The sequence below is a fragment of the Nostoc sp. DedVER02 genome, assembly GCF_034530675.2.
GTDB lineage: Bacteria > Cyanobacteriota > Cyanobacteriia > Cyanobacteriales > Nostocaceae > Nostoc.
In genome coordinates this window covers 1-20,119 of the sequence record NZ_JAVRCP020000016.1, presented here as the reverse complement: position 1 = coordinate 20,119, position 20,119 = coordinate 1, and the positions used below count along the sequence as shown (strand labels likewise).

23 protein-coding genes are annotated in these 20,119 nt (G+C 39.8%); 8 read left to right on the top strand and 15 right to left on the bottom strand.

Annotated elements, in window-relative coordinates; all coding sequences use genetic code 11:
* On the bottom strand, positions 1-165 hold the full coding sequence (locus tag RMZ41_RS17320) for a ribbon-helix-helix domain-containing protein (RefSeq protein ID WP_072022197.1): 165 nt from the start codon (positions 163-165) through the stop codon (positions 1-3).
* Between the two features lie 172 nt (positions 166-337).
* Here RMZ41_RS17320 and RMZ41_RS17315 point away from each other — a divergent pair, with 172 nt between their 5' ends.
* From RMZ41_RS17315 to RMZ41_RS17305, 3 genes are all read left to right on the top strand, one after another.
* The gene (locus RMZ41_RS17315) at positions 338-895 is read left to right on the top strand and encodes a hypothetical protein (RefSeq protein ID WP_322643718.1); all 558 of its coding nucleotides are present in this window, start codon (positions 338-340) and stop codon (positions 893-895) included.
* Complete coding sequence (locus RMZ41_RS17310) at positions 892-1,194, top strand: helix-turn-helix domain-containing protein (RefSeq protein WP_322643717.1); 303 nt, start codon at positions 892-894, stop codon at positions 1,192-1,194. The genes RMZ41_RS17315 and RMZ41_RS17310 overlap by 4 nt, the downstream gene beginning before the upstream one ends.
* Positions 1,195-1,297: 103 nt before the next feature.
* A complete protein-coding gene (locus tag RMZ41_RS17305; protein WP_322643716.1) occupies positions 1,298-1,498 on the top strand; it encodes a hypothetical protein in 201 nt (66 codons plus the stop codon).
* A gap of 246 nt (positions 1,499-1,744) precedes the next feature.
* On the opposite strand, the gene RMZ41_RS17300 is transcribed toward RMZ41_RS17305, so the two are convergent.
* The 7 genes from RMZ41_RS17300 to RMZ41_RS17270 all read right to left on the bottom strand — a co-directional run bounded on the left by RMZ41_RS17300 (position 1,745) and on the right by RMZ41_RS17270 (position 8,018).
* On the bottom strand, positions 1,745-2,395 hold the full coding sequence (locus RMZ41_RS17300; RefSeq protein ID WP_322643715.1) for a hypothetical protein: 651 nt from the start codon (positions 2,393-2,395) through the stop codon (positions 1,745-1,747).
* Between the two features lie 37 nt (positions 2,396-2,432).
* A complete protein-coding gene (locus RMZ41_RS17295; protein WP_322643714.1) occupies positions 2,433-3,428 on the bottom strand; it encodes an ImmA/IrrE family metallo-endopeptidase in 996 nt (331 codons plus the stop codon).
* A gap of 210 nt (positions 3,429-3,638) precedes the next feature.
* Entirely contained in the window at positions 3,639-4,172 is a 534-nt protein-coding gene (locus RMZ41_RS17290; RefSeq protein WP_322643713.1) for a TniQ family protein, read from the bottom strand.
* Positions 4,172-5,002, bottom strand: coding sequence for a TniB family NTP-binding protein (locus tag RMZ41_RS17285; protein WP_322643712.1), 831 nt, complete (start codon positions 5,000-5,002; stop codon positions 4,172-4,174). The genes RMZ41_RS17290 and RMZ41_RS17285 overlap by 1 nt, the downstream gene beginning before the upstream one ends.
* A 3-nt stretch (positions 5,003-5,005) precedes the next feature.
* On the bottom strand, positions 5,006-6,760 hold the full coding sequence (locus RMZ41_RS17280) for a Mu transposase C-terminal domain-containing protein (RefSeq protein ID WP_322643711.1): 1,755 nt from the start codon (positions 6,758-6,760) through the stop codon (positions 5,006-5,008).
* Between the two features lie 777 nt (positions 6,761-7,537).
* On the bottom strand, positions 7,538-7,762 hold the full coding sequence (locus tag RMZ41_RS17275; protein WP_322643710.1) for a hypothetical protein: 225 nt from the start codon (positions 7,760-7,762) through the stop codon (positions 7,538-7,540).
* On the bottom strand, positions 7,749-8,018 hold the full coding sequence (locus RMZ41_RS17270; protein WP_322643709.1) for a DUF2281 domain-containing protein: 270 nt from the start codon (positions 8,016-8,018) through the stop codon (positions 7,749-7,751). The genes RMZ41_RS17275 and RMZ41_RS17270 overlap by 14 nt, the downstream gene beginning before the upstream one ends.
* A gap of 661 nt (positions 8,019-8,679) precedes the next feature.
* Here RMZ41_RS17270 and RMZ41_RS17265 point away from each other — a divergent pair.
* Genes RMZ41_RS17265 through RMZ41_RS17255 form a run of 3 tightly spaced genes read left to right on the top strand, consistent with a single transcriptional unit; the run spans position 8,680 to position 9,213 of the window.
* A complete protein-coding gene (locus RMZ41_RS17265; RefSeq protein ID WP_322643708.1) occupies positions 8,680-8,889 on the top strand; it encodes a toxin-antitoxin system, antitoxin component, Xre family protein in 210 nt (69 codons plus the stop codon).
* Complete coding sequence (locus RMZ41_RS17260; RefSeq protein ID WP_322643707.1) at positions 8,876-9,001, top strand: type II toxin-antitoxin system PemK/MazF family toxin; 126 nt, start codon at positions 8,876-8,878, stop codon at positions 8,999-9,001. Before RMZ41_RS17265 ends, RMZ41_RS17260 begins: the two co-directional genes overlap by 14 nt.
* A 2-nt stretch (positions 9,002-9,003) precedes the next feature.
* Positions 9,004-9,213, top strand: coding sequence for a hypothetical protein (locus RMZ41_RS17255; protein ID WP_322643706.1), 210 nt, complete (start codon positions 9,004-9,006; stop codon positions 9,211-9,213).
* A gap of 53 nt (positions 9,214-9,266) precedes the next feature.
* On the opposite strand, the gene RMZ41_RS17250 is transcribed toward RMZ41_RS17255, so the two are convergent.
* The 3 genes from RMZ41_RS17250 to RMZ41_RS17240 form a co-directional block, all read right to left on the bottom strand.
* Positions 9,267-10,310 carry a M42 family metallopeptidase gene (locus RMZ41_RS17250; protein WP_322643835.1) on the bottom strand — a complete coding sequence of 348 codons (1,044 nt, stop codon included), beginning with the start codon at positions 10,308-10,310 and terminating at the stop codon, positions 9,267-9,269.
* A 13-nt stretch (positions 10,311-10,323) separates the two neighbouring features.
* Complete coding sequence (locus RMZ41_RS17245; protein WP_322643705.1) at positions 10,324-11,379, bottom strand: SGNH/GDSL hydrolase family protein; 1,056 nt, start codon at positions 11,377-11,379, stop codon at positions 10,324-10,326.
* A 298-nt stretch (positions 11,380-11,677) separates the two neighbouring features.
* Positions 11,678-13,072 (bottom strand): S-layer homology domain-containing protein, encoded by a 1,395-nt coding sequence (locus RMZ41_RS17240; RefSeq protein ID WP_322643704.1) that lies wholly within the window; start codon positions 13,070-13,072, stop codon positions 11,678-11,680.
* A 1,776-nt stretch (positions 13,073-14,848) separates the two neighbouring features.
* Here RMZ41_RS17240 and RMZ41_RS17235 point away from each other — a divergent pair.
* The gene (locus RMZ41_RS17235) at positions 14,849-16,054 is read left to right on the top strand and encodes a histidine kinase (protein ID WP_322643703.1); all 1,206 of its coding nucleotides are present in this window, start codon (positions 14,849-14,851) and stop codon (positions 16,052-16,054) included.
* 45 nt (positions 16,055-16,099) lie between these two features.
* Here RMZ41_RS17235 and RMZ41_RS17230 read toward each other — a convergent pair whose 3' ends face one another.
* Positions 16,100-17,125, bottom strand: coding sequence for a PleD family two-component system response regulator (locus RMZ41_RS17230; RefSeq protein ID WP_322643702.1), 1,026 nt, complete (start codon positions 17,123-17,125; stop codon positions 16,100-16,102).
* Positions 17,113-17,313, bottom strand: coding sequence for a hypothetical protein (locus tag RMZ41_RS17225; RefSeq protein ID WP_322643701.1), 201 nt, complete (start codon positions 17,311-17,313; stop codon positions 17,113-17,115). The genes RMZ41_RS17230 and RMZ41_RS17225 overlap by 13 nt, the downstream gene beginning before the upstream one ends.
* Positions 17,314-17,853: 540 nt before the next feature.
* On the opposite strand from RMZ41_RS17225, the gene RMZ41_RS17220 reads away from it, so the two are divergent.
* Entirely contained in the window at positions 17,854-18,114 is a 261-nt protein-coding gene (locus RMZ41_RS17220) for a chlororespiratory reduction protein 7 (protein WP_322643700.1), read from the top strand.
* 149 nt (positions 18,115-18,263) lie between these two features.
* Here the strand turns inward: RMZ41_RS17220 and RMZ41_RS17215 are convergent, their stop codons facing one another.
* Together RMZ41_RS17215 and RMZ41_RS17210 are read right to left on the bottom strand one after the other, a co-directional pair.
* Positions 18,264-19,055 carry a PmeII family type II restriction endonuclease gene (locus tag RMZ41_RS17215; RefSeq protein ID WP_322643699.1) on the bottom strand — a complete coding sequence of 264 codons (792 nt, stop codon included), beginning with the start codon at positions 19,053-19,055 and terminating at the stop codon, positions 18,264-18,266.
* A complete protein-coding gene (locus tag RMZ41_RS17210; RefSeq protein ID WP_322643698.1) occupies positions 19,052-19,957 on the bottom strand; it encodes a site-specific DNA-methyltransferase in 906 nt (301 codons plus the stop codon). The genes RMZ41_RS17215 and RMZ41_RS17210 overlap by 4 nt, the downstream gene beginning before the upstream one ends.
* Positions 19,958-20,119 lie beyond the last annotated feature (162 nt).

Below are 20,119 nucleotides of genomic sequence, written 5' to 3'. Positions count from 1 at the left end.
TTACGATTTTGGTGGAATTTTTCCGTCATTCTGAGCTTGTTTAATCGCTCGTTTCACAATTAACACCGCCATTTGAGACAAAGAACGCTCCTCTGCATCAGCCAAAAATTGCAGGGCTTCTTTGTCTTCTTCTTCCATATAAAGAGTTACAGTTACTTTTCCCATATCAGCATCATAAGCGATTTAGTGTGTTTTTATCTTAAACGCATTAAAACACACTGATTAACATAAAAACACTTTATTTTAGCGTATAATTACTGATAAGTCAAAAGCCAGCCATCAACTTTCTCAGGGCGGATGCTGGCTTTTGGCCCCCATATCACAGGAGACATTTTCCATGTTAAAGCCTGTTAGCTACAAAACAGATCAACACAGAGCTTATCAACAAGCTTTAGATGATTTCGGCATCACAGAATTACTGGCAAAGCTCAACAACTACTCTGACGCAGACTTTGATAGCACTTGGATGCAACTCCAGCACCAAGAAATAGAAACTCTAGCTGCAATTCTGATTTCTGGGTTAACTCAAAGCATCAATGGTAAGTTGCTTGCCGCTTATCTCAATCTGATCCGGCATAATTACCAAGATATAGCCCCAGGTTTGATTAGCCTCAAATACCCAGACGCATCTATTGAGCTTCCCGCTAACTTTCCCAATGTAGCAAAGACACCCAGATTTTTATATGGCGATCGCTTGCGTTGGTTCTCTACTGAAAGCGATACTGACTGGGGTATTGTCATTGGTAGATTTTATAGCAATGCTTGCGATCGCTGCTGCTGGAGTTGGTGCTACCTGATTTGGTTGAGCAAAAATAGCCCCAGTGCAGCTTGGACTTCTGCCGATATTGCTTGGGAAGAAGATTTAGAACCAATCAGCGAGGAAACAGACTTATGAATCCTCATCCATTCAAGCAGCGAGAGCAAGATTTGATGCAACTCTACAGTTACTGTCAACTGGGCATGACTCCCAAACAGTTTTACGCCAAATGGCAGGTGAACTACGAAGAAATGGCTCAGATTTGCGATCGTTCCCTTTCCACAGTTCGACGCTGGTTTGCTAGAGGTAAAAACTATCGCCGTCCCATGCCTACCGATTTACGCCACCTGGCACTGATGAACTTTTTGCTGGAACATTTTGAGGATATCCCCGAAGAAGTGTTGCAGAAGCTTTGTTTTCCAGACAAGAGTGAGTAGGAATTGAATCTAATTTCAATATCAATTTGATATTTCTTGCCAGCCACCGTCACAGTAGGCTGGCCTTTGTCTTGGAAATTACAGATTTTACCAGGAGAATTCGATGACCTACCTTGAAAAGCTCAGTCCTTGGTGTATAGTCCGACTTAAACCTAATATGCAGAACCAGATTGTAGCTCGTTTTCGTCGCCGCAGTGATGCAGAAGCTCATCTACAAGTTTTATGCCGACTCATCCCCAGCGTAAGTTTTACACTAATTTTCAATGTGGTGTTAGAGCAACAAGACTTGACTGCTTTAAAGTAACATCAGGCATAAAACACTTACTGCAAACTCCTTCCATTAAGTTTGTCAAGATAAGGAAGGATTTTGCAGATTAATAGGCATTTGGATAACAAGTAAATTGAGTAGCGATCGCATTTATGAAAGATTGCAGCAAAAATCCAAATTTATAAATTTATACAACCCGATCTAGCTAAAAGTCTTGATATTACTATAAATTTGCACTAAGTATTTCAATAAAAATTTAAGCCAATTATAAAGTTTTTAGTCTTATAGTTTTGTCTGGGCAACTAAAACAGAATCTATCAGTAAATCTCCTGTCTTTGCGCGTAAGTCTTGAATTGCTTGGTTCAGTACTTTAACTGCATCCTGGTGTTTTGTTTGTTTACCCAACTGAAATGCCTCGGAAATAACTTGGTCACAAGCATCTGCCGATGCCATTCTACGACATACCAAGTCAAATCCAGCATGGTCAATTACATGAATTATTAGCTGCTCTAAACAAATAGCTTTTTTATACAATCTTTGCTTAACGTCGTTGAAGCTAGATAATGCTAACGATTTTAAAAATCGTTTATCTGACGTAAGCAAATAAAAATCTTCTTCCGCTTGAGTTGCAGCAACAAGTAAAGCCTCACCCACATCAATTCCATCTGTAGAAGCTAACATTTGGTATTCTGAAGTACTACAGATAGCATAGTTATCTATTGTTTTACATCTATCCGTTATTTGTTTCGCCCTTTCTATGCTAATCGGTTTAAATTCTTTACTAATTTTTCGAGAACCGCTAAAAACTTTCGCCGCAGTAGGCAATATACGAATATTTTCGTTTTTAATATTTAAGCTAGCAACCATTTCCCAAAATATTTGGTAGGCTGCCAGCTTTAAAATTACATCATTATCTGTAAAATACAGCAGCAAAGACTTGCTCCTATTTCACTCCTTTACTTAGGAGCAATTATACTCCTGTTACGAGTTTAAGGTATTCTTCGCTGTCTGTGTCTAATTTTTCCCAATTTAGCTCTTTTTCAAGATAACTATTGATTTTAACTGATGCATTAGCTACAGGTTCAATTATCTTTAATGCACCTTGGGCAATTGCCCAGTCTTGTTTTTGTTCTGCTTGCCAAGCATAATTTAATGCTAAAGCGCCAGGATCTACTGCATCTTTATTGCCTAATTGCCGCACCATTCGCGTTAGTTGTATCGAGTCAGATATCTTAGCCCATGCATATTTATTTTTCTCTCCAAAAAGAATAACCTCAGCAAACTCATTTGCTTCTTGCTCTTCCTTATCTTCTGCTTCTTTAACTATCTTTTCATCAATCAGAACACAGTCCTTAACATGACCACTAGCGATATGCCCAATTTCATGAAGAATGATAAAAAGCAAGTAAGCAGAGTACCTACGATTAGAACTAAGTACAATTACTGGACGGTCATTAATCACTGCTGCCATACCATCCATCTTAATGCTTCCTCTAGGAAACTCAGAAAAATGGACTACTGGAATACCACAATTCCAGCTAAATCTCAGAATAGCATCAAGGTCTATGTAAGAATTATTTTTCAGGATAAAATTCCGAATTTCAAATGCATTTGTTGCCATATCTGTAAAAGGTCTTTTACAGGCATACGTAACCATCTCAGCTACACGAGTAGCTAGCCCTTGAGCAACAATTAATCGGCTTTCATCAGAATTTTTTTGTATCTTCTTAAATTTAGGGCGAATTACTTGCTTAAAAGTAATAGGAGCATCAGGATCAAGAACTGATGCCATATCAAGCCCTAAACGTTTAGCAATACGTCCTGCTGCTTCTAAAACAGCTACAGGATTATTTTCAAGTTCTGCATCCCACCATTCAGGTAAGGCTTTTTCTTGAATAAACTTTGGCTGTAATCCCACTTTTGATAAGCGTTTATACAGCATTGGCATTTCAAGGGTTTTATTCATAATTTCCCTCCTCTGCCTATTCTCAATATGTGGCCCCTTGTTGTGAATTACAAAAAAATTAATATAACGACGTTATCTATCTATATAGTGACACCATTATGCCACGATGAAAATTGCCTTGACATTGAGTATGCAAATATACAGCAAAAAGAATCAGAGTTGTAAACAGACTATTCCTTTTATTATAGTACATTTGTACTTTAAGCATAATCAAGAATCAGCATTTAAGCTCCTCAAGTTAATAACAGGCTTCTGATACGCTGCCATTTCCGCAAAGGGTCTTCGACACCTATGACAGCGCCCATCCTCCCACAGCGCAGGCATTTTGAGAGGAGCTTCACAATTTGGACACTTCGCTAAAAGCTTAAATTGATGGCGATCGCACTTCCACACCGACTTATACTGCCACTCAATTTGATGACAAGGCGCTTCAGCATAACAAGCCCCACACAAACGAATTGGCTCATGCTGCATTCCCACTCCAGCTGGTGGTAACATCTGGGCTAACCTTTGGGCATCCACTTCTACTACAGATGCGATCGCTTCCAATTCTTGCTGACTAGGGCGAGGATTAAAATGAAATCTTTCCCACCGTGCCACTACTGCACCAATTCCTGCCAAAATACCCAACCCGCTTGCAGATAAATGGTTAGCACGTCTGAACCGACCGAGAAAATGACTCAGGCTTTCCCCTGGATAGGGTTCTATAATAAAAAGCCAAGGCTTAACATCTGGTGCTGTCATTATTTATACTCTTTCGCCACTTCTTGTAAAACAGCTTTATCAATCTTCTTAAATCCCTTAGATAAAGAACGAATTGCCGCCTCCCTAAGAATCTCATCCAGCCGACCGATGTAGCCTTCAGTTACCGATGTGAGAATCCGCAGCATATCCTTGCTAGTTAAATTAGAAGCAACTGGAAGCCTCAAAACCCTATCTTCCCAGGCTTGCACAGTATCTTGGAAATCTTTCCCTGATAACTTGCCGAAGCGATGACAAGCCCGAAAGCGGTTATAAACTTGTTCATCCCGCTTGATCACTGCCTCCAAGCGGTCAGTTCCCACTAACACCACAGCAATTCCTAGCTTGTCATAAATATCTCGTACCTCAGCAAATGTCTCAGGTTTGAGGCGATCGGCTTCATCAATAATTAGCATTTCTACCCCACATCCCTTGAGTACCTCCATCGCCCTACCACGAAAATCAGAAACAGTCCCTTTTGTTGCCCGGAACTTGAGGTACTCAATCATCTCCTGGAATAAATCCTTAGAGCCGCATTTTTGCGGAGGCTGAATATAAACTACAGGCACAATCGGAGGTCTGCCAACTTCCTGCTGCGGCTTTTGCCTGTACCTATAAGCATCACAGGCAACCGTCTTGCCAGTCCGTGATTCCCCAACTACTCGACAAGATTGCCTCGCTTTGCGCTTGCCATCCAACCAATCATGGAGAGTTTTTACCTGCTGTAAAGGCACAATACTCTTACCCTTGAGACGAGCAATTTCAGCTTGCAACCACTCATCATCCGGTTTTACCCCACCCAACTGCTTGGCGATCGCTTGAGCTTCTGTCATTGTTTAAAACCCATATTCTTCACGAAGTTGTTCATAGTCCCACACCTCAATGTCTTCGTATTGAGAGTGAACCATTTCTGTAGATTCCACTTCATCTGGTTCAACTACTTGGGAAGGCAAGGATTCTGTTTTACTTTCATCAACCCCAGCAGATCGCAAAACAGCCTGTTCCAATTTTTGACGCTCTTTACGACTTTTCTTGCTAGCCACAAGAGCATCACGGTCAACAACTTCTTGCAATAATGATTGGTTACTGATAGTTTTCCCTGCGTTACGTAGTCTGCGACTTGCTGCCTCAGCCTCATCTAATGCCAGTTGCTCTGTCTCCAAACCTTGAGCGTGAGCGCGAGTCAGAAATACTTCCTGATTGTTTTCCTGGCGATAAACCAGAATTGTTGTAATATCTCTGGGGTCAAACCTTAAGTTGACAGTTTCCCCTGCGTAACCTGCCAGATATTCTCCTCGATACATCAAGTTCTGAAACTGCAAGCAACCACCTCTTTGTACAGTTCGCCGTGACTGCTTCATTAAACAAATATCCAAATCTCGTTCTGGGATTGGTACTGGCACTGTAGGCAAACCTGCTTCCCAACGCTCAAAGCGAGTTTGGTCGCCCATCCGCGCATCAATACTTTGGTTGTAACGATCTACGATGTAACGTACAAGTAACTGTTCTAGTTCTCGCAAAGTAAGTCTTGCATCTTTCTCCGCATCCTCTGGGCGTTGCTGCACATTAGATCCGGTGTATCCAGGAAGCGTTGAAAATAGTTGGTCATTTAATGTTTTGAAGGGACGTTCCACTACTCCACCTTCAGAAGGGCGATCGCGTAAATGACAGAGAAATCCCAATTGTGCCCCAATCTGACTCAAGTGGTTAGAGCGAAAGTCTTTGCCACGATCTGTATAAAAATGTTCTGGTTTCCCATAAGTTCCCCACTCGCAATGCAGTTTATACTCTGAAGCGTATCGCTTTGGCAAAATCGCATGACGTAATGCTAAGGCTACTACCACCGAACTGGGGTCATCAAATCCTAAATTAATACCCATGATGCAACGAGAGTAGGTGTCAATGACTGTTGTTAGCCAAGGACGACTTAGAATTTCACCATGTTGATCTACCAGCAACACATCTACACGGGTATGGTCACATTGCCAAACATGGTTACTGTAATCAACCGATAAATCTTTTCCTTCATGAGTTTTAACCGAAAGCGTAGTTCCTCTCCAACCTGGGCTACGGATACTTTTGGCTTTTTCTTGCTTTTCTAATATGGGCGCTAATACCCGTAACACGGTTCTGTAATTGGGCGGCTTAGAGTCCTCCAACTCACGAGCTTTAGCCTGGACTCTGAGAGCAACTTGTTTAGGGGTCATACGTTTACTACCCTTGTTCCCCTCCTTGTAAGTTTTGGTAATGAATTTTTCCCAAAACTCACCAATGCGATGTGTTCCTTTATCAGCCCTACCTGTTTGAGCGAGTCCGACTAAACCATCTTGTTCCCACTTTTTCACCAATCTTTGTACCGTTCGCAACGATACACCTAGTTTCTCTGCTGCTTCCCGCAACTTTTGTCCATAAGTTGTGCGATCGCAGGGTTCCAGTAAACTTTGGATTATCTCTAGCTTTACTTGGGCTTCCTCTGATAGTTGTGTGGCAATTACATTCTTCTCAAGAGTTGTAGCACTTTCTCCTAGTAAGCCTTCCATAGGAATTGCCGAGGGATGAACAGCTAAATCAGGATTTTGTTGACTGTTCATAATGCAAAACTTTTTTATAAAAACATATTGTTATTCTACTTAAACAGAAAGCGACAGTCAATTTGTCATTATGAAAATACACAAAAGCTTTTTTCCCTCTAATGAAGCGACAGCTAATTTGTCACTATTGCAGAAAATGACGGCTAATCTGTCACTGCCAATGATGTTATTCTAGTACTGCTAAAACGCTATAACCTATACTGAGTAAGAATTTAAGGGATCACATTAATTTGTCACGGCGACATTTAATTAGTGACTGTACATCAATGTACAGTCACTAATTATCTGTCGTTTGTGACACATTACTAACTGGGGTATTGTCATCGGTCAATTTTATAGCTTTCTTGGCTGGCGATCGCTACTGCTGGAGTTGATGCTACCTGATTGGGTTGAGCAAAGACAGTCCCAGTGCGGCTTGGACATTTGTCGATATTGCTTAGGAAGAGGATTTAGAACCTTCAATGTGGTGTTAGAGCAACAAAACCAGACTGCTGTAAAGTAAGTAGCGATACCTGGGTTAGGCTACGCCAACGCATCTTTTTGAAAATCAAGCGGATCGCAGGTTATTGGCACAGGGCGATCGCTTAATTTTCTCAATTAGACTGAGATAGATTTACTAAATAATTCACTAAATTGTAGGATTGATATCTGCGGCGATTACTCTATCAATTGAATTAGATATTGACTAAGATTATGTAATAGTTTGTTATGCCTTTCTGTTGATATTGTGCCAATTGAGCCAATTATACTGTTACGAGTAATGACAGCTAAAAAACTTCATCTAATAACAGATTGACGAACTAAGCCACTGGATTGAAAATCATCATCATTAGGTGAAATGATTTCGTCAAAGTTAGGAATATATTGTTTTAATTGTGTACTAATTCCACATATCAAAAAGTCTTGATATTTGGGCATCTCTCTCAAACTCAGCGTAGGACGGTTTTTTATTTCTCCATTTGCTTGAGGAATAGGAGTTAGTATGATGTTACCTTCTTTCATAATTAGGGTTATATTCTTTAATTGATTCTAGAGCATATTCTGGTTCATCTTCTGCATAACATTGATTTAAGTTCTTTAAAGAGAAGGATTGCCAATTTTCTCTTTCTTCTGTATTGGTTTCTAAAACAGTTACATCTTCGACTTGTGGAAGTGTTGAAGATTTAGTGATTAAATATTCGGCATAATGTAAAAGTTCAATTTTCAGGTAACTGGGCAAATTTTCTATGATTTTCCATAGGGCTGTTTCGGTACTCATAATTACTCCTTTTGGAATTTAGAAGGATTAATATTACTTATTATTTTGATTGTAAGATACAAAATCGACGATCGCACTATTTTGTAGGAGTGATGTATAGGCGATAAGCCTAACGGCATAGCTTCTCTACGAGACACTCCGCGAACGCTTACCGCAAAATCAGTGTATTGTCTGTTCACAAGTAAAAAATACTTATCCACGAGGTTCTTTCATTGGCAGACACACATCACCTGTGATGAAAATCTATCCGTTTCTGGAATCTAGAGTGCTGGTGTTGAATTTCTTTGATAATAAAATATGTGCGGCTCTCACGCCCTTATCCATGAACGAACAGCGTCAACAAGCCTATTTCAACCTTATTCAAAACCTGTTGAATTGCCGTAGTGACAATGAAGTACAATAAATTTTGGCTGTAAACGAAGATTTAATTGATGCTGGCTTAGTACAAAAGATGCTGGAAATGGCAAGTGATATGCGTAGTTTACCGCCATAGGCATCGCTCCTTCAAATCAAAGCCTTTTAATATCACTCAAACTCAGTTTCGCAGAAAGCTTTTAATAGATCAATACAGTTAGCGATCGCCTTCATCGCTAGAGATAACAAAAAACTATAATGAATGCATAAAGCAACCAATCCAGGCAAAGTTAGGAGAATCTAGATAATGCAGGCTGATAGCATTTCAGAGCAAAGGTTACTTCAAAAAATTCGCCAGCTACCTCCCGAAAAAGTTTTGCTAGTTGAAGATTTTATTGATTCTTTGGATCGGCAAAATACAGATCGTAGCCTTACCTTTGCAGCAGCAAAACTTTCTGAACCAGTTCTGCTTAAAATCTGGGATAACCCTGATGATGTAGAATATGACAAACTATGAATTTGGTGATGTTGTTTTAGTGCCGTTTCCCTTTACTGACCAAACTACTACTAAAAAACGTCCAGCAGTAGTTGTGAGTTCTAATAGTATCAACGTTAGCGTTCGGATTTAATATTGATAGCGATTACTAGTCAAGCAAATCCAGCAACTTCCTTTGGTGAAATCACAATTACTGGATGGCGAGTAGCTGGTCTTCTCAAGCCTTCAATTATTAAACCAGTTTTGACCACCATAGATAAAGAGCTAGCGATCAAAAAGTTAGGACGACTTGAGGAACCAGACCTTCAGACTTTGCAAAACCTTTTTCTCGCTATTTTGGGTTAATATGCGTAGTTTACCGCCGTAGACATCGCTCCTTCAAATCAAAGCCCTAAATATCACTCAAACTCAGTTTCGCAGAAAGCTTTTAACAAATCGATACAATTAGCGATCGCACCTAAATGAGCAATTTCATATCCATGTGTATTTTGGGTAGGAAACGCTAAACAAGCAGCACGCCCAACATGACCAAATTTCATCGCAATAGATGCATCACTGCCAAACCCGCTTAAAATTGTAAATTGCACAGGCATATCCAACTGTTTAGCACATTGGCGTAGTTGTCCATTTAGCCCCTCATCATATATTCCATAAGCATCTTGAGATAAAAGTACAGGACTTTCACCATCTTTAACAGGATATTCCTCAGATAATGGACAAATTTCTAAAGCAATTAACGCATCCAAACGCTGATTTTGGGTGAAAAATAGCGCCCCAATTGCTCCTACTTCTTCTTTTGCTGAAGCTACAAGATAAATATCAGCAGCTGGCTGTTTAAGATTTTCAGCCAAAGCTAGCAAAATAGCAACAGAGGCTTTGTTATCTAAAGTGTAGCTGGCGATATGATCCTTTAACCTAATTGGATGCTTACGGTGTTTGCCAATTACCATTTTAGTTCCAGGACGAATGCCAGCTGCTTCTAATTCAGCAGATGTCAGCTTCGTTTCAATCCAGGCATTTTCCCACTTAACAGTAATATCTTCCTGCTGCACTTTTTGGGGCGATTCGTGGGAAACATGGCGGGAACCAAAGCTAAGAATACCGCTAATGGTTTCGTTATCTCCGAGTAAATCGACAACGCCTTCGCCGTAAACCCACGGAAAAGAACCGCCGAGTTTACGGACTTCCACACGACCTTCATCACCGAGACTCTTGACAATTGCGCCAATTTCGTCCTTATGTGCTGTAATCGCGATCGCTCTGTCTGGATCTTTCCCCGGAATCTTGGCAATAATATTATCGGCGCGATCGCACCACACTTGTACACCCAGCGCCGCAAATCGTTGCATCAACAACTGGTTAATCTCAGCTTCTGCACCACTAGGAGAGTGGTGCATGACTAATTCTTGAATAATTTCAAATAAGCGATCGTAATCCCACATCAATACAGTTAGTTTAATTTTCAACTGTTGTATGAGACAATTGTGCATCAAAAACCCGGTCTGCTGACCTTTTTTGTTGACGCTTCAGCACTCCTACTGCACCAAAAGCACCAAGGGCTAAAATCCCCAAGTTCACCGTAGGTTCAGGAACAGACTTAGCCTCAATCGCCGCCAGTGCAGCATCTGCAACTAACTTATGAGCATTTGTTGTTGGATGGACAGAATCAAAGAATAAATAATTATTTGGTTCGGAACATACACTAATGATTGTCTGGAAATTCCCTACTACGCAAGGGGTAGCCACATCTTGAAACCCAAACTTCCCTGGATTTGCTTCTACTTGATTAAATAGAGAAAACACATCCACAGAGATTAGATTCAGGTCAGAGTTATTACTATATTTGTCTAGTTCGTCTGCTAATTCTTTGTTATGCTCATTTGTCAAAGCAGTCAAATTGCTAGATATACCTGTAGCAGATGCAAGTGGAATCTTGCCTAAATCAGGCAAATTAAAGACTAAAATATTTTTTGCACCAGCTGAGGCAAGTAACCCTACTGCATCTGATAAATTCTGAACTGTTTGAGCCGTATTAGTAGCTTGACCAAACACATAATCATTTGCACCTCCCCATACAGCATAGAGGGCATCTGGATCGAGCTTCTGGTTAGCTTGTGTCAACAAGCCGACTTGCTCCAGTACTCCTGGTAACGGTGCATTAGGAACAACAGCATTACCTTGACCAGAACTAGCACCGCCCACAGCAAAGTTAATTCCTTGATTGGGAATAGTAGGATTTAAAGTAATGTATGGAGAGGGTGTTAAGCCTAGTTCATCTCCAAGGTAATCTACCCAAACTCGATCGTTAGAAAAACGTCCTTGAAAGTATGGTGGATATTGGGGAATAGCTGTTGTCGGAGCGACTAAACCACCAGTAGCAGCGAAGACATTGCCAGTATCAGAAAGGCTGTCGCCAAATACATAAAATTTGCTAAAACTCGCTGCACTTGCCTTGAACGGTAACATGAAAGATAGGAGAACAAATCCTGCCGCTACAGCTTGTTTTTTCATATTTGTTTTACCTGTGGTATTTTTTAGTTTGTTTATAAAGTGAGGAAAGTTGTTTACAGGCGATCGCTAACAACTTGTTTTTTGAGGTAATTTACGTTGTTTTACCTAACTATGCCTCAAAAATTCATCAAACACAGGTAAAAACGCTGAAAATACTTAGATTTACATTTTCTTGATAAAAAATAAGTCTATTACAAAGAAATCGCAAATTTTCTATGCTAAAGCCTGGGCATTGACCACTTTCTGCTATTGATGAACTAACCACAAGAGAACGGCCTAGCCCTTCGTAGACATCGCTTTAATTTCGCTTTAACTTCAAAGCCTCAGCCGCTGACACACCCTCACTCTGACTGCCGAAATACCACAAAGTCATAGCAGCCTCAGCACGAGTTACTGGTTTTTTAGGTTGAAACAGAGTCGTATAGCCAAACACCCGCCGAATATTCGATTGCTCGCTATTTTGGTAATCAGCCAACACTGCTCTTAAAGCCTTGGGGTCAATTCGTGCTGCATCTTGGAAACCCCAGGTTTGTTTAACTGCATCTAAGTTAGCAGAGGGTAAAGCTTGGCGAGTATCTAGAGGTAATTTCCACAGCAGCAACTGTTCCCGCGTTAAGGGTGCATCAGGACGAAACAAAACGACTGTAGAATCTCCAGACAAAGGACTGGGAATTAACCCAGCTTCGGCTAATCCCTGAATTGCCGGAAAATCAGGGTCTTTTGCCGACACATCACTAAAAACTGGTTGAGTGCTTTCTGATGCCAAGCGAATTTGTTTAGCTGGATTGCTGGCATACATAGCATTGTTTGCAGCAATTAGCCAACGAGCGTATTCCCGATGTGTAACGATTTTCCCGGGTTCAAACTGGTTATTTGTGGTAGTAGAATTACTTTTATTACCATTCGGCTCTATAGACAAAACACCTAATGCAGCTAAATCTTGGATGTGTTGCCGCCATTCTTGCGGTACTTTACTCAGATCGTTAAATTCTTGAGATTCTAGTGTCGCTGTCGGAGTTGTTGGGTTAGTAGCCGTACTTGGTGACTGTGCTGGCAAGTTTGCTGGTGGTACTGGGCCGATGAACTGTGAGTTTCCTGGTTGAGGAACGGCACTAGTAGTTTCGTTAGGATTCGTAGTTTGGGTAGGTTGTGCCGTAGCAATACTATTCGGTACGTAGTCAATTAGTAATTCAGTGGCGGTTTGGGGTTGATTGGGTGTGGCGTTAGTAACTGATTTAGGCTGAATGGAAACCTTTAACAGCAAATCGTTGCGACGTGCCTCAAAAGCTCCTCCCGCATCATCTGTTGGTTGTTGTAAAATCTGCCAGTTATTCGCTTGAAACTGGCTACGATAAAAGCTAGCAATAAAGTTACTGGGGTCAGAACTCAACCAACGAGTTGAGGTTTTATTTTCTGAACCGCTAGCAGGTGTAACTTCCTGTAGTTTGGCATTGGCATATAATGGGATATCTTTGGGAAAATCAGCTGGTAACTGAACCGTTGAATCGTTTGGCTGTGCTTGTGGTTGGTTACTTTGAGATTCTCCAAAGACAACTGGATTGCTTTGCAGTTTAGGATCTGCCGCCAAAGATTCCTCAAGGTTTTTGGCGACTGGACTGTTAGCACAGGCTGTTAAGGAAGTCAGTAGAACAGCCCAAATTAAAAATACAGCTGGACGTTTACAGGGAAGCACAGGAAATCACAAATGAGTTTCAATTCCTACCCTAGCGCAGACTGTTCATTAATTGGGTATTGGGCATGGGGCATGGGGCATTAGAATTTTTTCCACCGGCTCTTCTCTGCTCCTGTGCCTGTCAATATTATGCAAAGACACTACCGACTCAGTACTTTCTCTTGATAAATGTCTCTGTTGGTGAAGATACTAATAATGTGGCAAGGGACTGGCGACTAAGGACTGGGGACTGGGTGAGAAATCTTTTTGCGTCTAAGTTTCATCATCTGTTGATGTCCTAACCACCAAGGCTTGTGCTATGTCTCTTCTCTAAAAATGAGTAAACGGTAGCAAAAGCTACCGTATTGTCTTCGTTTTACAGCCATTAGGTTTTTATAATTCCCATGCTTATTTATAGAGTTCCCAAAAATTCTAGAAAACTAACATTTTTTGGAAAAAAACAGAAAAAATCTGAAATATAGCAACAGCAAGGTGGTTAGGACATCAACAGATAATGAAACTTAGACACAAAAGGACTTTTCACCCAGTCCCCAGTTCCCAGTCCCTTGCTATACTTGCTTGCTGTACATGAGTTTTATAAGAAGAATTCAGAATTCAGGAGCGGAGCCGGAGACGCTCCGCCTCCGGTCAGAATGGGCTAAACCTTAGCTAATCGCTAACGTTTAAATCCCAAAGCCAGTCCCCTTTCCCCAATCAAGAGTCCTCACAAGTGCATTTTTGGGTTGGCAGACTACTAGTTTAATGCGATCGCCAAGCAGCTAAAGTGATAAACTAGGATCAAAGCGCCCCTTAGCCTCACCAAAGAGGGGAAGAAAATAAAGTTCGCTAATGCTGGCTTACAATCGATTCTGGAAATTATTCATCTGACGGTGGTAAGCTGAATAAGGCAATAGCTAGAAAATGCCAGTGTTAAAGAATTCCACGAACTTAGCGTAAATTCGTCATTCTTGACGACTGGGGTCATAAGCGAAGCAGTCAAGTGTCGCAGCAGTTTCCCTAATGCCTATAAATGTATTTTCTGGGGATTTTCTGGGGAATTTGGTACTTGTCCTATAGTCAAGATTTTCTTGGCAGACTCAAAAGCAGTAAGTGCTGACTTTAAAAGTGCGTAGTTTACCGCCATAGGCATCGCCCCGATGTTATCCAAAAGGTTGTCTTAGGGCAACCCATCGCCTATCTTCCTGAGATAGGCAGGTCTTCTTCTAGGAAGGCTGGGCACAAAGTACACTTCGCAATTTATAGCCAGTATATGGTTGTTAGCTATAGCTGTTTTCCTAATCTTAATAATGATTGGATTGGGTTGAGGCAAATAAGACACTTCATTGGATGCGCTGGCGTTGAGAAAATCCTCTCTCTACAAACTTGACCTAAACAGTTAACAGCTTCCTGATAGATTAGATACAATTAGCATCTACGTTTGGTTAGGCGTAGGCGTAGCCCGTCGTAGACATCGCTTGTTCAAAGCGAGTACTCAATTTGATATCCTGCTCCACTAGCTAATTTGACATAGTATTAAACCTTTCACCTGCTAACTCTAGTGACAATTTTTGATTCAGGGCAAATTAAGACTTATATTCAAGGGGCTTGGGGTTTCTTGGAGATGAAGTCACTTAAAAAAGGGCAAAAGGCTGAAAATAGATATATCTGGTGTCAAAAACGCAAAACTAATAGCAGCATGAAAATCTAAAATAGATATTAAATTGAAGACAAAAACAACGACCATCGACAACCGTCAGTCCATTTTACTTTCTGTAAAGCGTCACCGGGTTGTTACCAGTGCTGAAACACGATTACATGCAAGTTTCCCAGGATCAGCCTATTTATTCTGAGGCTCCACTCCAGCTGTTACTTTTTGTTGATGGACGACCTAAGTCCCGCCAACAGGTGCAGCGAATACGTGCTTACTTAAAAGAATTGCAGGCTGAGTATAGTTTTGAACTTCAAACTATCGATGTTGGACAACAACCTTACTTAGCAGAACATTTTAAGTTGGTAGCAACGCCAGCTTTAATCAAAATCCATCCTGAACCACGACAGGTTCTCGCTGGGAGCAATATCATAGCGCAATTGAAAAACTGGTGGCCTCGTTGGCAAGTCGCTGTAGACGCTTACTTAAAATTACAGGAAGACTTGCAAGAACGTATAGACGACAATGGCCGGGCTACATTACCCAAATCTACTATTCATTCAGTTGCTGTTTCTGCTGAACTAATCCGACTCTCAGACGAAATTTTTCGCTTGAAACAGGAAAAAGATAATCTCCAAGAACAGCTACAGTTTAAAGACCGGGTGATTGCAATGCTGGCGCACGATCTCCGCAATCCCCTCACTGCTGCGGCGATCGCAATGGAAACTCTTCAATCTAACTACAATGTAGATACAGGGCAATTCTACCGCCTCAAGCCATCGATGACGGCACATTTATTAAAACAAGCCCGCAATCAAACTAAAATCATTGACCGGATGATTGCCGACCTTTTGCAAGTAGGTCGTGGAAAAGATACAGAATTTCCCATTTTACCACAAAAGGTACAACTAGGTAAAATATTTTTAGATGTACTCGAAGAATTGTGCGATCGCTACACCGCCAAATCCCAAGAGGTTGAAACAGATATTCCTAGTGATTTACCTTATGTATATGCCGATCCAGAACGCATTCGCCAAGTGCTAGTGAATCTGTTAGATAATGCCATCAAATATACCCCAGAGGGTGGCAAAATTAGCGTTGCCGGATTACACCGTACCACCCAAAAAGTTCAGTTTAGTATTGGCGATACCGGGCCTGGTATTCCTGTAGAGAATCGCGATCGCATTTTTGAAAACCACTTCCGCCTGCAACGGGATGAAGGTAAAGAAGGTTACGGCATTGGTCTTTGTTTATGCCAACGTATTATCCTGGCACACTATGGTCAAATTTGGGTAGACTCTGCCCCCAATAACGGAGCATGGTTCCACTTCACGTTGCCAGTTTATCCTTCTTAAGGATTGGTTATTCGCAAATAACAAATGACAAATGACAAATGACAGTTAATAACTTGAGACAAAGCGATCGCGCCCTCCCGCCTTTGCTTGGTAGAGTGCTTTGTCTGCCTGCACAATCAAATCTGAAGGTGAAGATTCCCAAGTAGGAACAACAGTCGCCACCCCCATACTGAGGGTGACATATTGGCTTACGGCAGATCCATCATGAACAATTTGCAAATCTTTGATTCCCGCTTGTATGGCTGAGGCAATGTGAACTGCACCAGAGGCATGGGTATAGGGCATAATCACAGCAAATTCTTCGCCACCATAACGCGCTACTAAATCATGATGCTTTTGCACCTTTAGGTTTAAGACAGAACCCACCTTTTGTAAACAGATATCCCCAGCAGGGTGGCCATATTTATCGTTATAAAATTTAAAATAATCGATATCACACAAAATCATTGATAAAGGAGATCCCTCCTGTGCGAGATTAATCCACTGAGTATTGAGATAATCGTCAAAGCGACGACGATTAGCCAACTCAGTTAAGCCATCTACATTGGCAAGGTGCTGCAAAGCTTGGTTTGCAGCCTCTAATTGTTTATATACTTGTGCTTGCTGTAGCAGTCGGCGCAATCGTTGGCGCAGTACAGGCCAATGAATTGGCTTAGTGACATAATCAGTCGCCCCTGCATCAAAAGCACGGTTTACCGAATCTTCATCGTCCAAGCATGTGATCATCAATATGGGAGTGCGTTCCCATATCTTAGAGATGACAGTATTGTTAAGCGTCGAGTCAGTATCGAAGGTGGCAAGGGCTGAGATTAAATTATTCCTGGCAATTTGGAGCAAGTGCTTACAGCAGGTAAAGCCATCCATCACAGGCATTACAGCATCTAGCAAAACTATATCTGGTTTGATAGTCTCGTAAGCATCTAAACATTGCTTACCATCATTGACCTCAACCACTCGATAACCTTCTTGTTCCATAGCTTTACGCAACAACACTCGGATAGTCTTGTCATCATCAGCCACTAGAATCAGTGGTGGTTGCTTAGAAACAGGAAATGGGCTTATGCCTGACATGAGTTGCCTTCCAATTGCGGGATTCTTCTGAAAAAGACTGTGCAACTCAATCGCATGGGGGCGATCGCTCCTTTCATCAATGCCAGGATTTGTGGCAAAGGTATGTCTGTCTTTAAAATCAACTGCTGTTTGACAATAGACTGCTCAATGTTCTTGAGCCAAGCAAGCGGTAGATAACTAAGTTGCATAGACAATCTATAATTGGAACACGAAGGCAATTGTTACCTTTTTGTTCGGCTCTGGTTATGGAAAGAAATGTTACTTTTATATTTCCCCATTGTTAAAGTTAAATTGCGATTTTTTTGAAAATTGCGATCGCCTATCTCAATTATGTAGTTTTGTAGTTAGTTCATAAACCTCCTGATACAGGACAAAGCAACTACCAAAGTACTTCAGAAGATAGCTAAATACTAAGTACTAAGATAGCTAAATACTAAGTACTAATCTCACTTGACTGAAATTTATTTAGTCTATTAGATTAGGTCTAGGGAAGTTTAGTATAATTACATAAGATTGAGATTTAGTTTAGTGCAAAGCTTGATTATCAACTCATTGTGGCTCGATAAACTAAGTAAAAATTCTGATTTAATTAAGATAAATATGTTGAACAACTAAATTTTGTAACTATTTTGCGGACAATATATAAAATAGCCAACTTTTGGGTTACGTCAATGATTATAAGCTCTTGCAAAAAATTCCAATTCATTTACATTAACTAAATTATTAAAATGCCAGACCCATTAATGTATCAGCAAGATAATTTTGTTGTTCTAGAAACAAATCAACCAGAACAGTTTCTTACACCATCCGAGTTATTACAAAAACTTAAAACAACTCTCCAAAAACTCTCAAGTCAAGACTTACCACCTGACGTACAAAAATTTGATACCTTTGAAGCTCAAGCACAGTATTTACTAGATACGAGTTGCGAATTAGATATTGGTACTGGGCAATATTTACAGTGGTATGCAGTTCGTTTAGAAAAGTAACTTTTTTCTCAGTAATTAATGCTGTCGATAAAGTCAAAAAAGCTTCTGTTTAGGTAAGCTACTTCAGCAATCAAATAATTGATAGATTTTTAATGCCTTGGTTAAATGAAAGCTGAAAAACAGAAGAAGGATAATATTTTCCCATTAAATCAAAATAAACTAGTTTGTATAGAGTTATCTAGTTCAGCTTTTCCTCGTTTAGATACATAATCAATGAGCTTAACCCAATCAATTTGATTGTTTTTCATAAAATTGAGTATAAAGTCTTGAGTCATTTCATTAACTTTCGCAGCATAGGCAGATTTAAATTTTTCATCTTTTTCTTTTGCTTTTTCATCAATTGGTACAATTATTTCTTGATAAAGATTATCATCATTAGATATAAAATACCAAAAATCCTGACCAGCATATTTGTAATAAACTTTTTCAATATCTATATTATTTTTTAAATGTACAGTCTCTCTTCCATACATGCAGCCATTTACTGCAATAATCTCATTAGTAACGCCTTTTTGTCTTAAGTTTTGTTTTGCAATTTTAAAATTACTTTTCATTGCGGCTATCTGGTCAGAATTAGCCCAATTAGTTCCAGATTTTATTCCTACTATATAATAAATACCATCTCTTTCAAATTCTAAATCTACACTTTTAAAACTAGATTTAAAACCACCATATAAAGATTGAGATACATAAATAGCAAATTTTTCTAGTAAATTTCCAAATTTTGTTTCTTCTTGTGAAGAGAGAAAAGCATCAACAATGCTTTTTACTAAATCTCCGGCTAATTCAAGATTTTTAGCTTTAAATAAGTAGGGATTTTTACGCTTTAAAACGTCTTTTAAACATAAGTTATTTAGGTTATTAACCCTATCATTGTAAAAAGGAGTTATTACTTCCTCTGAAAGATAGTCATAATAATTTTGATAAATAGAATTATTCATAGTAGTTTCATTTGGGTAGCACTCTTATTGACAGCGTTTACCTCTGCTATTGCTAACTCATAGTAATCTGATTTTATTTCTATACCAATATATTCTCTATTTAGTTCTGTAGCAACCACACACGTAGTACCAGATCCCACAAACGGATCAAGCACCAAATCCCCTTCTTGAGTAAATAATTTTATAAACCATGAAGGAAGTTCTTTAGGGAAAGCAGCACTATGACTTTTGTTATTACACTCTGTTGCTAAATGTAAAACATTTGTGGGATATACCAAATCACGACCTACCCAGTTCGCTACTTTCTTACCAAAAGGACTACCAACTTTTGAGTTATCCCGCCTTTTATCTGTTTCACTCAAGTTTTTCAGTCGTGACTTCGCCCAATCACCCGTTGGAACCATTACTTCCTCTTGGTACATATTAAATTTTTTTTGCTTATTGAACTGTAAGCATCTCTCCCAAGCATCACGAAAACGATTTGACCATTTACCAGGAAAACAATTTCTTTTATGCCACATAAATTCTTCTGTCCACAACCAACCTTGTTTTTTCATTTCCAATATGAGTTCTAAAACATAGGTGTGACGTTCGCTATCAACTACTCTTTCCTTGATATTTAATATAAATGTTCCATCATCCTTCAAAACTCGCTTCAATTCTTGAGATATGGGTAAAAACCATTCCACATATTTATCAGGATGAACCCCTCCATAAGTATTTTTTCTACTATCAGCATAAGGAGGCGAGGTGACAATAAGATCAACAATATTAGAAGGAATAGATTGTAGAATATCCAAACAGTCGCCAAGAATAATTTTATTACGCCACTCATCTATATTTGGAGCAGATTCATTTTGGTCTGAAACTGTAGATATTTCTGAGGAAATACTTAAACTCATTTTTGTAGTACATACAAAATCTTAGAAACTTATTAATAGCATGATTTTTAAACTTAATGCATGAAAATAAAGCAACAAAGTTTAGTAATACCAATTTAATATGAAGCTGCATAGAAAAGAGCTTCTAAAATAAAGTTATAAGATGAGATAGATATTACCTCA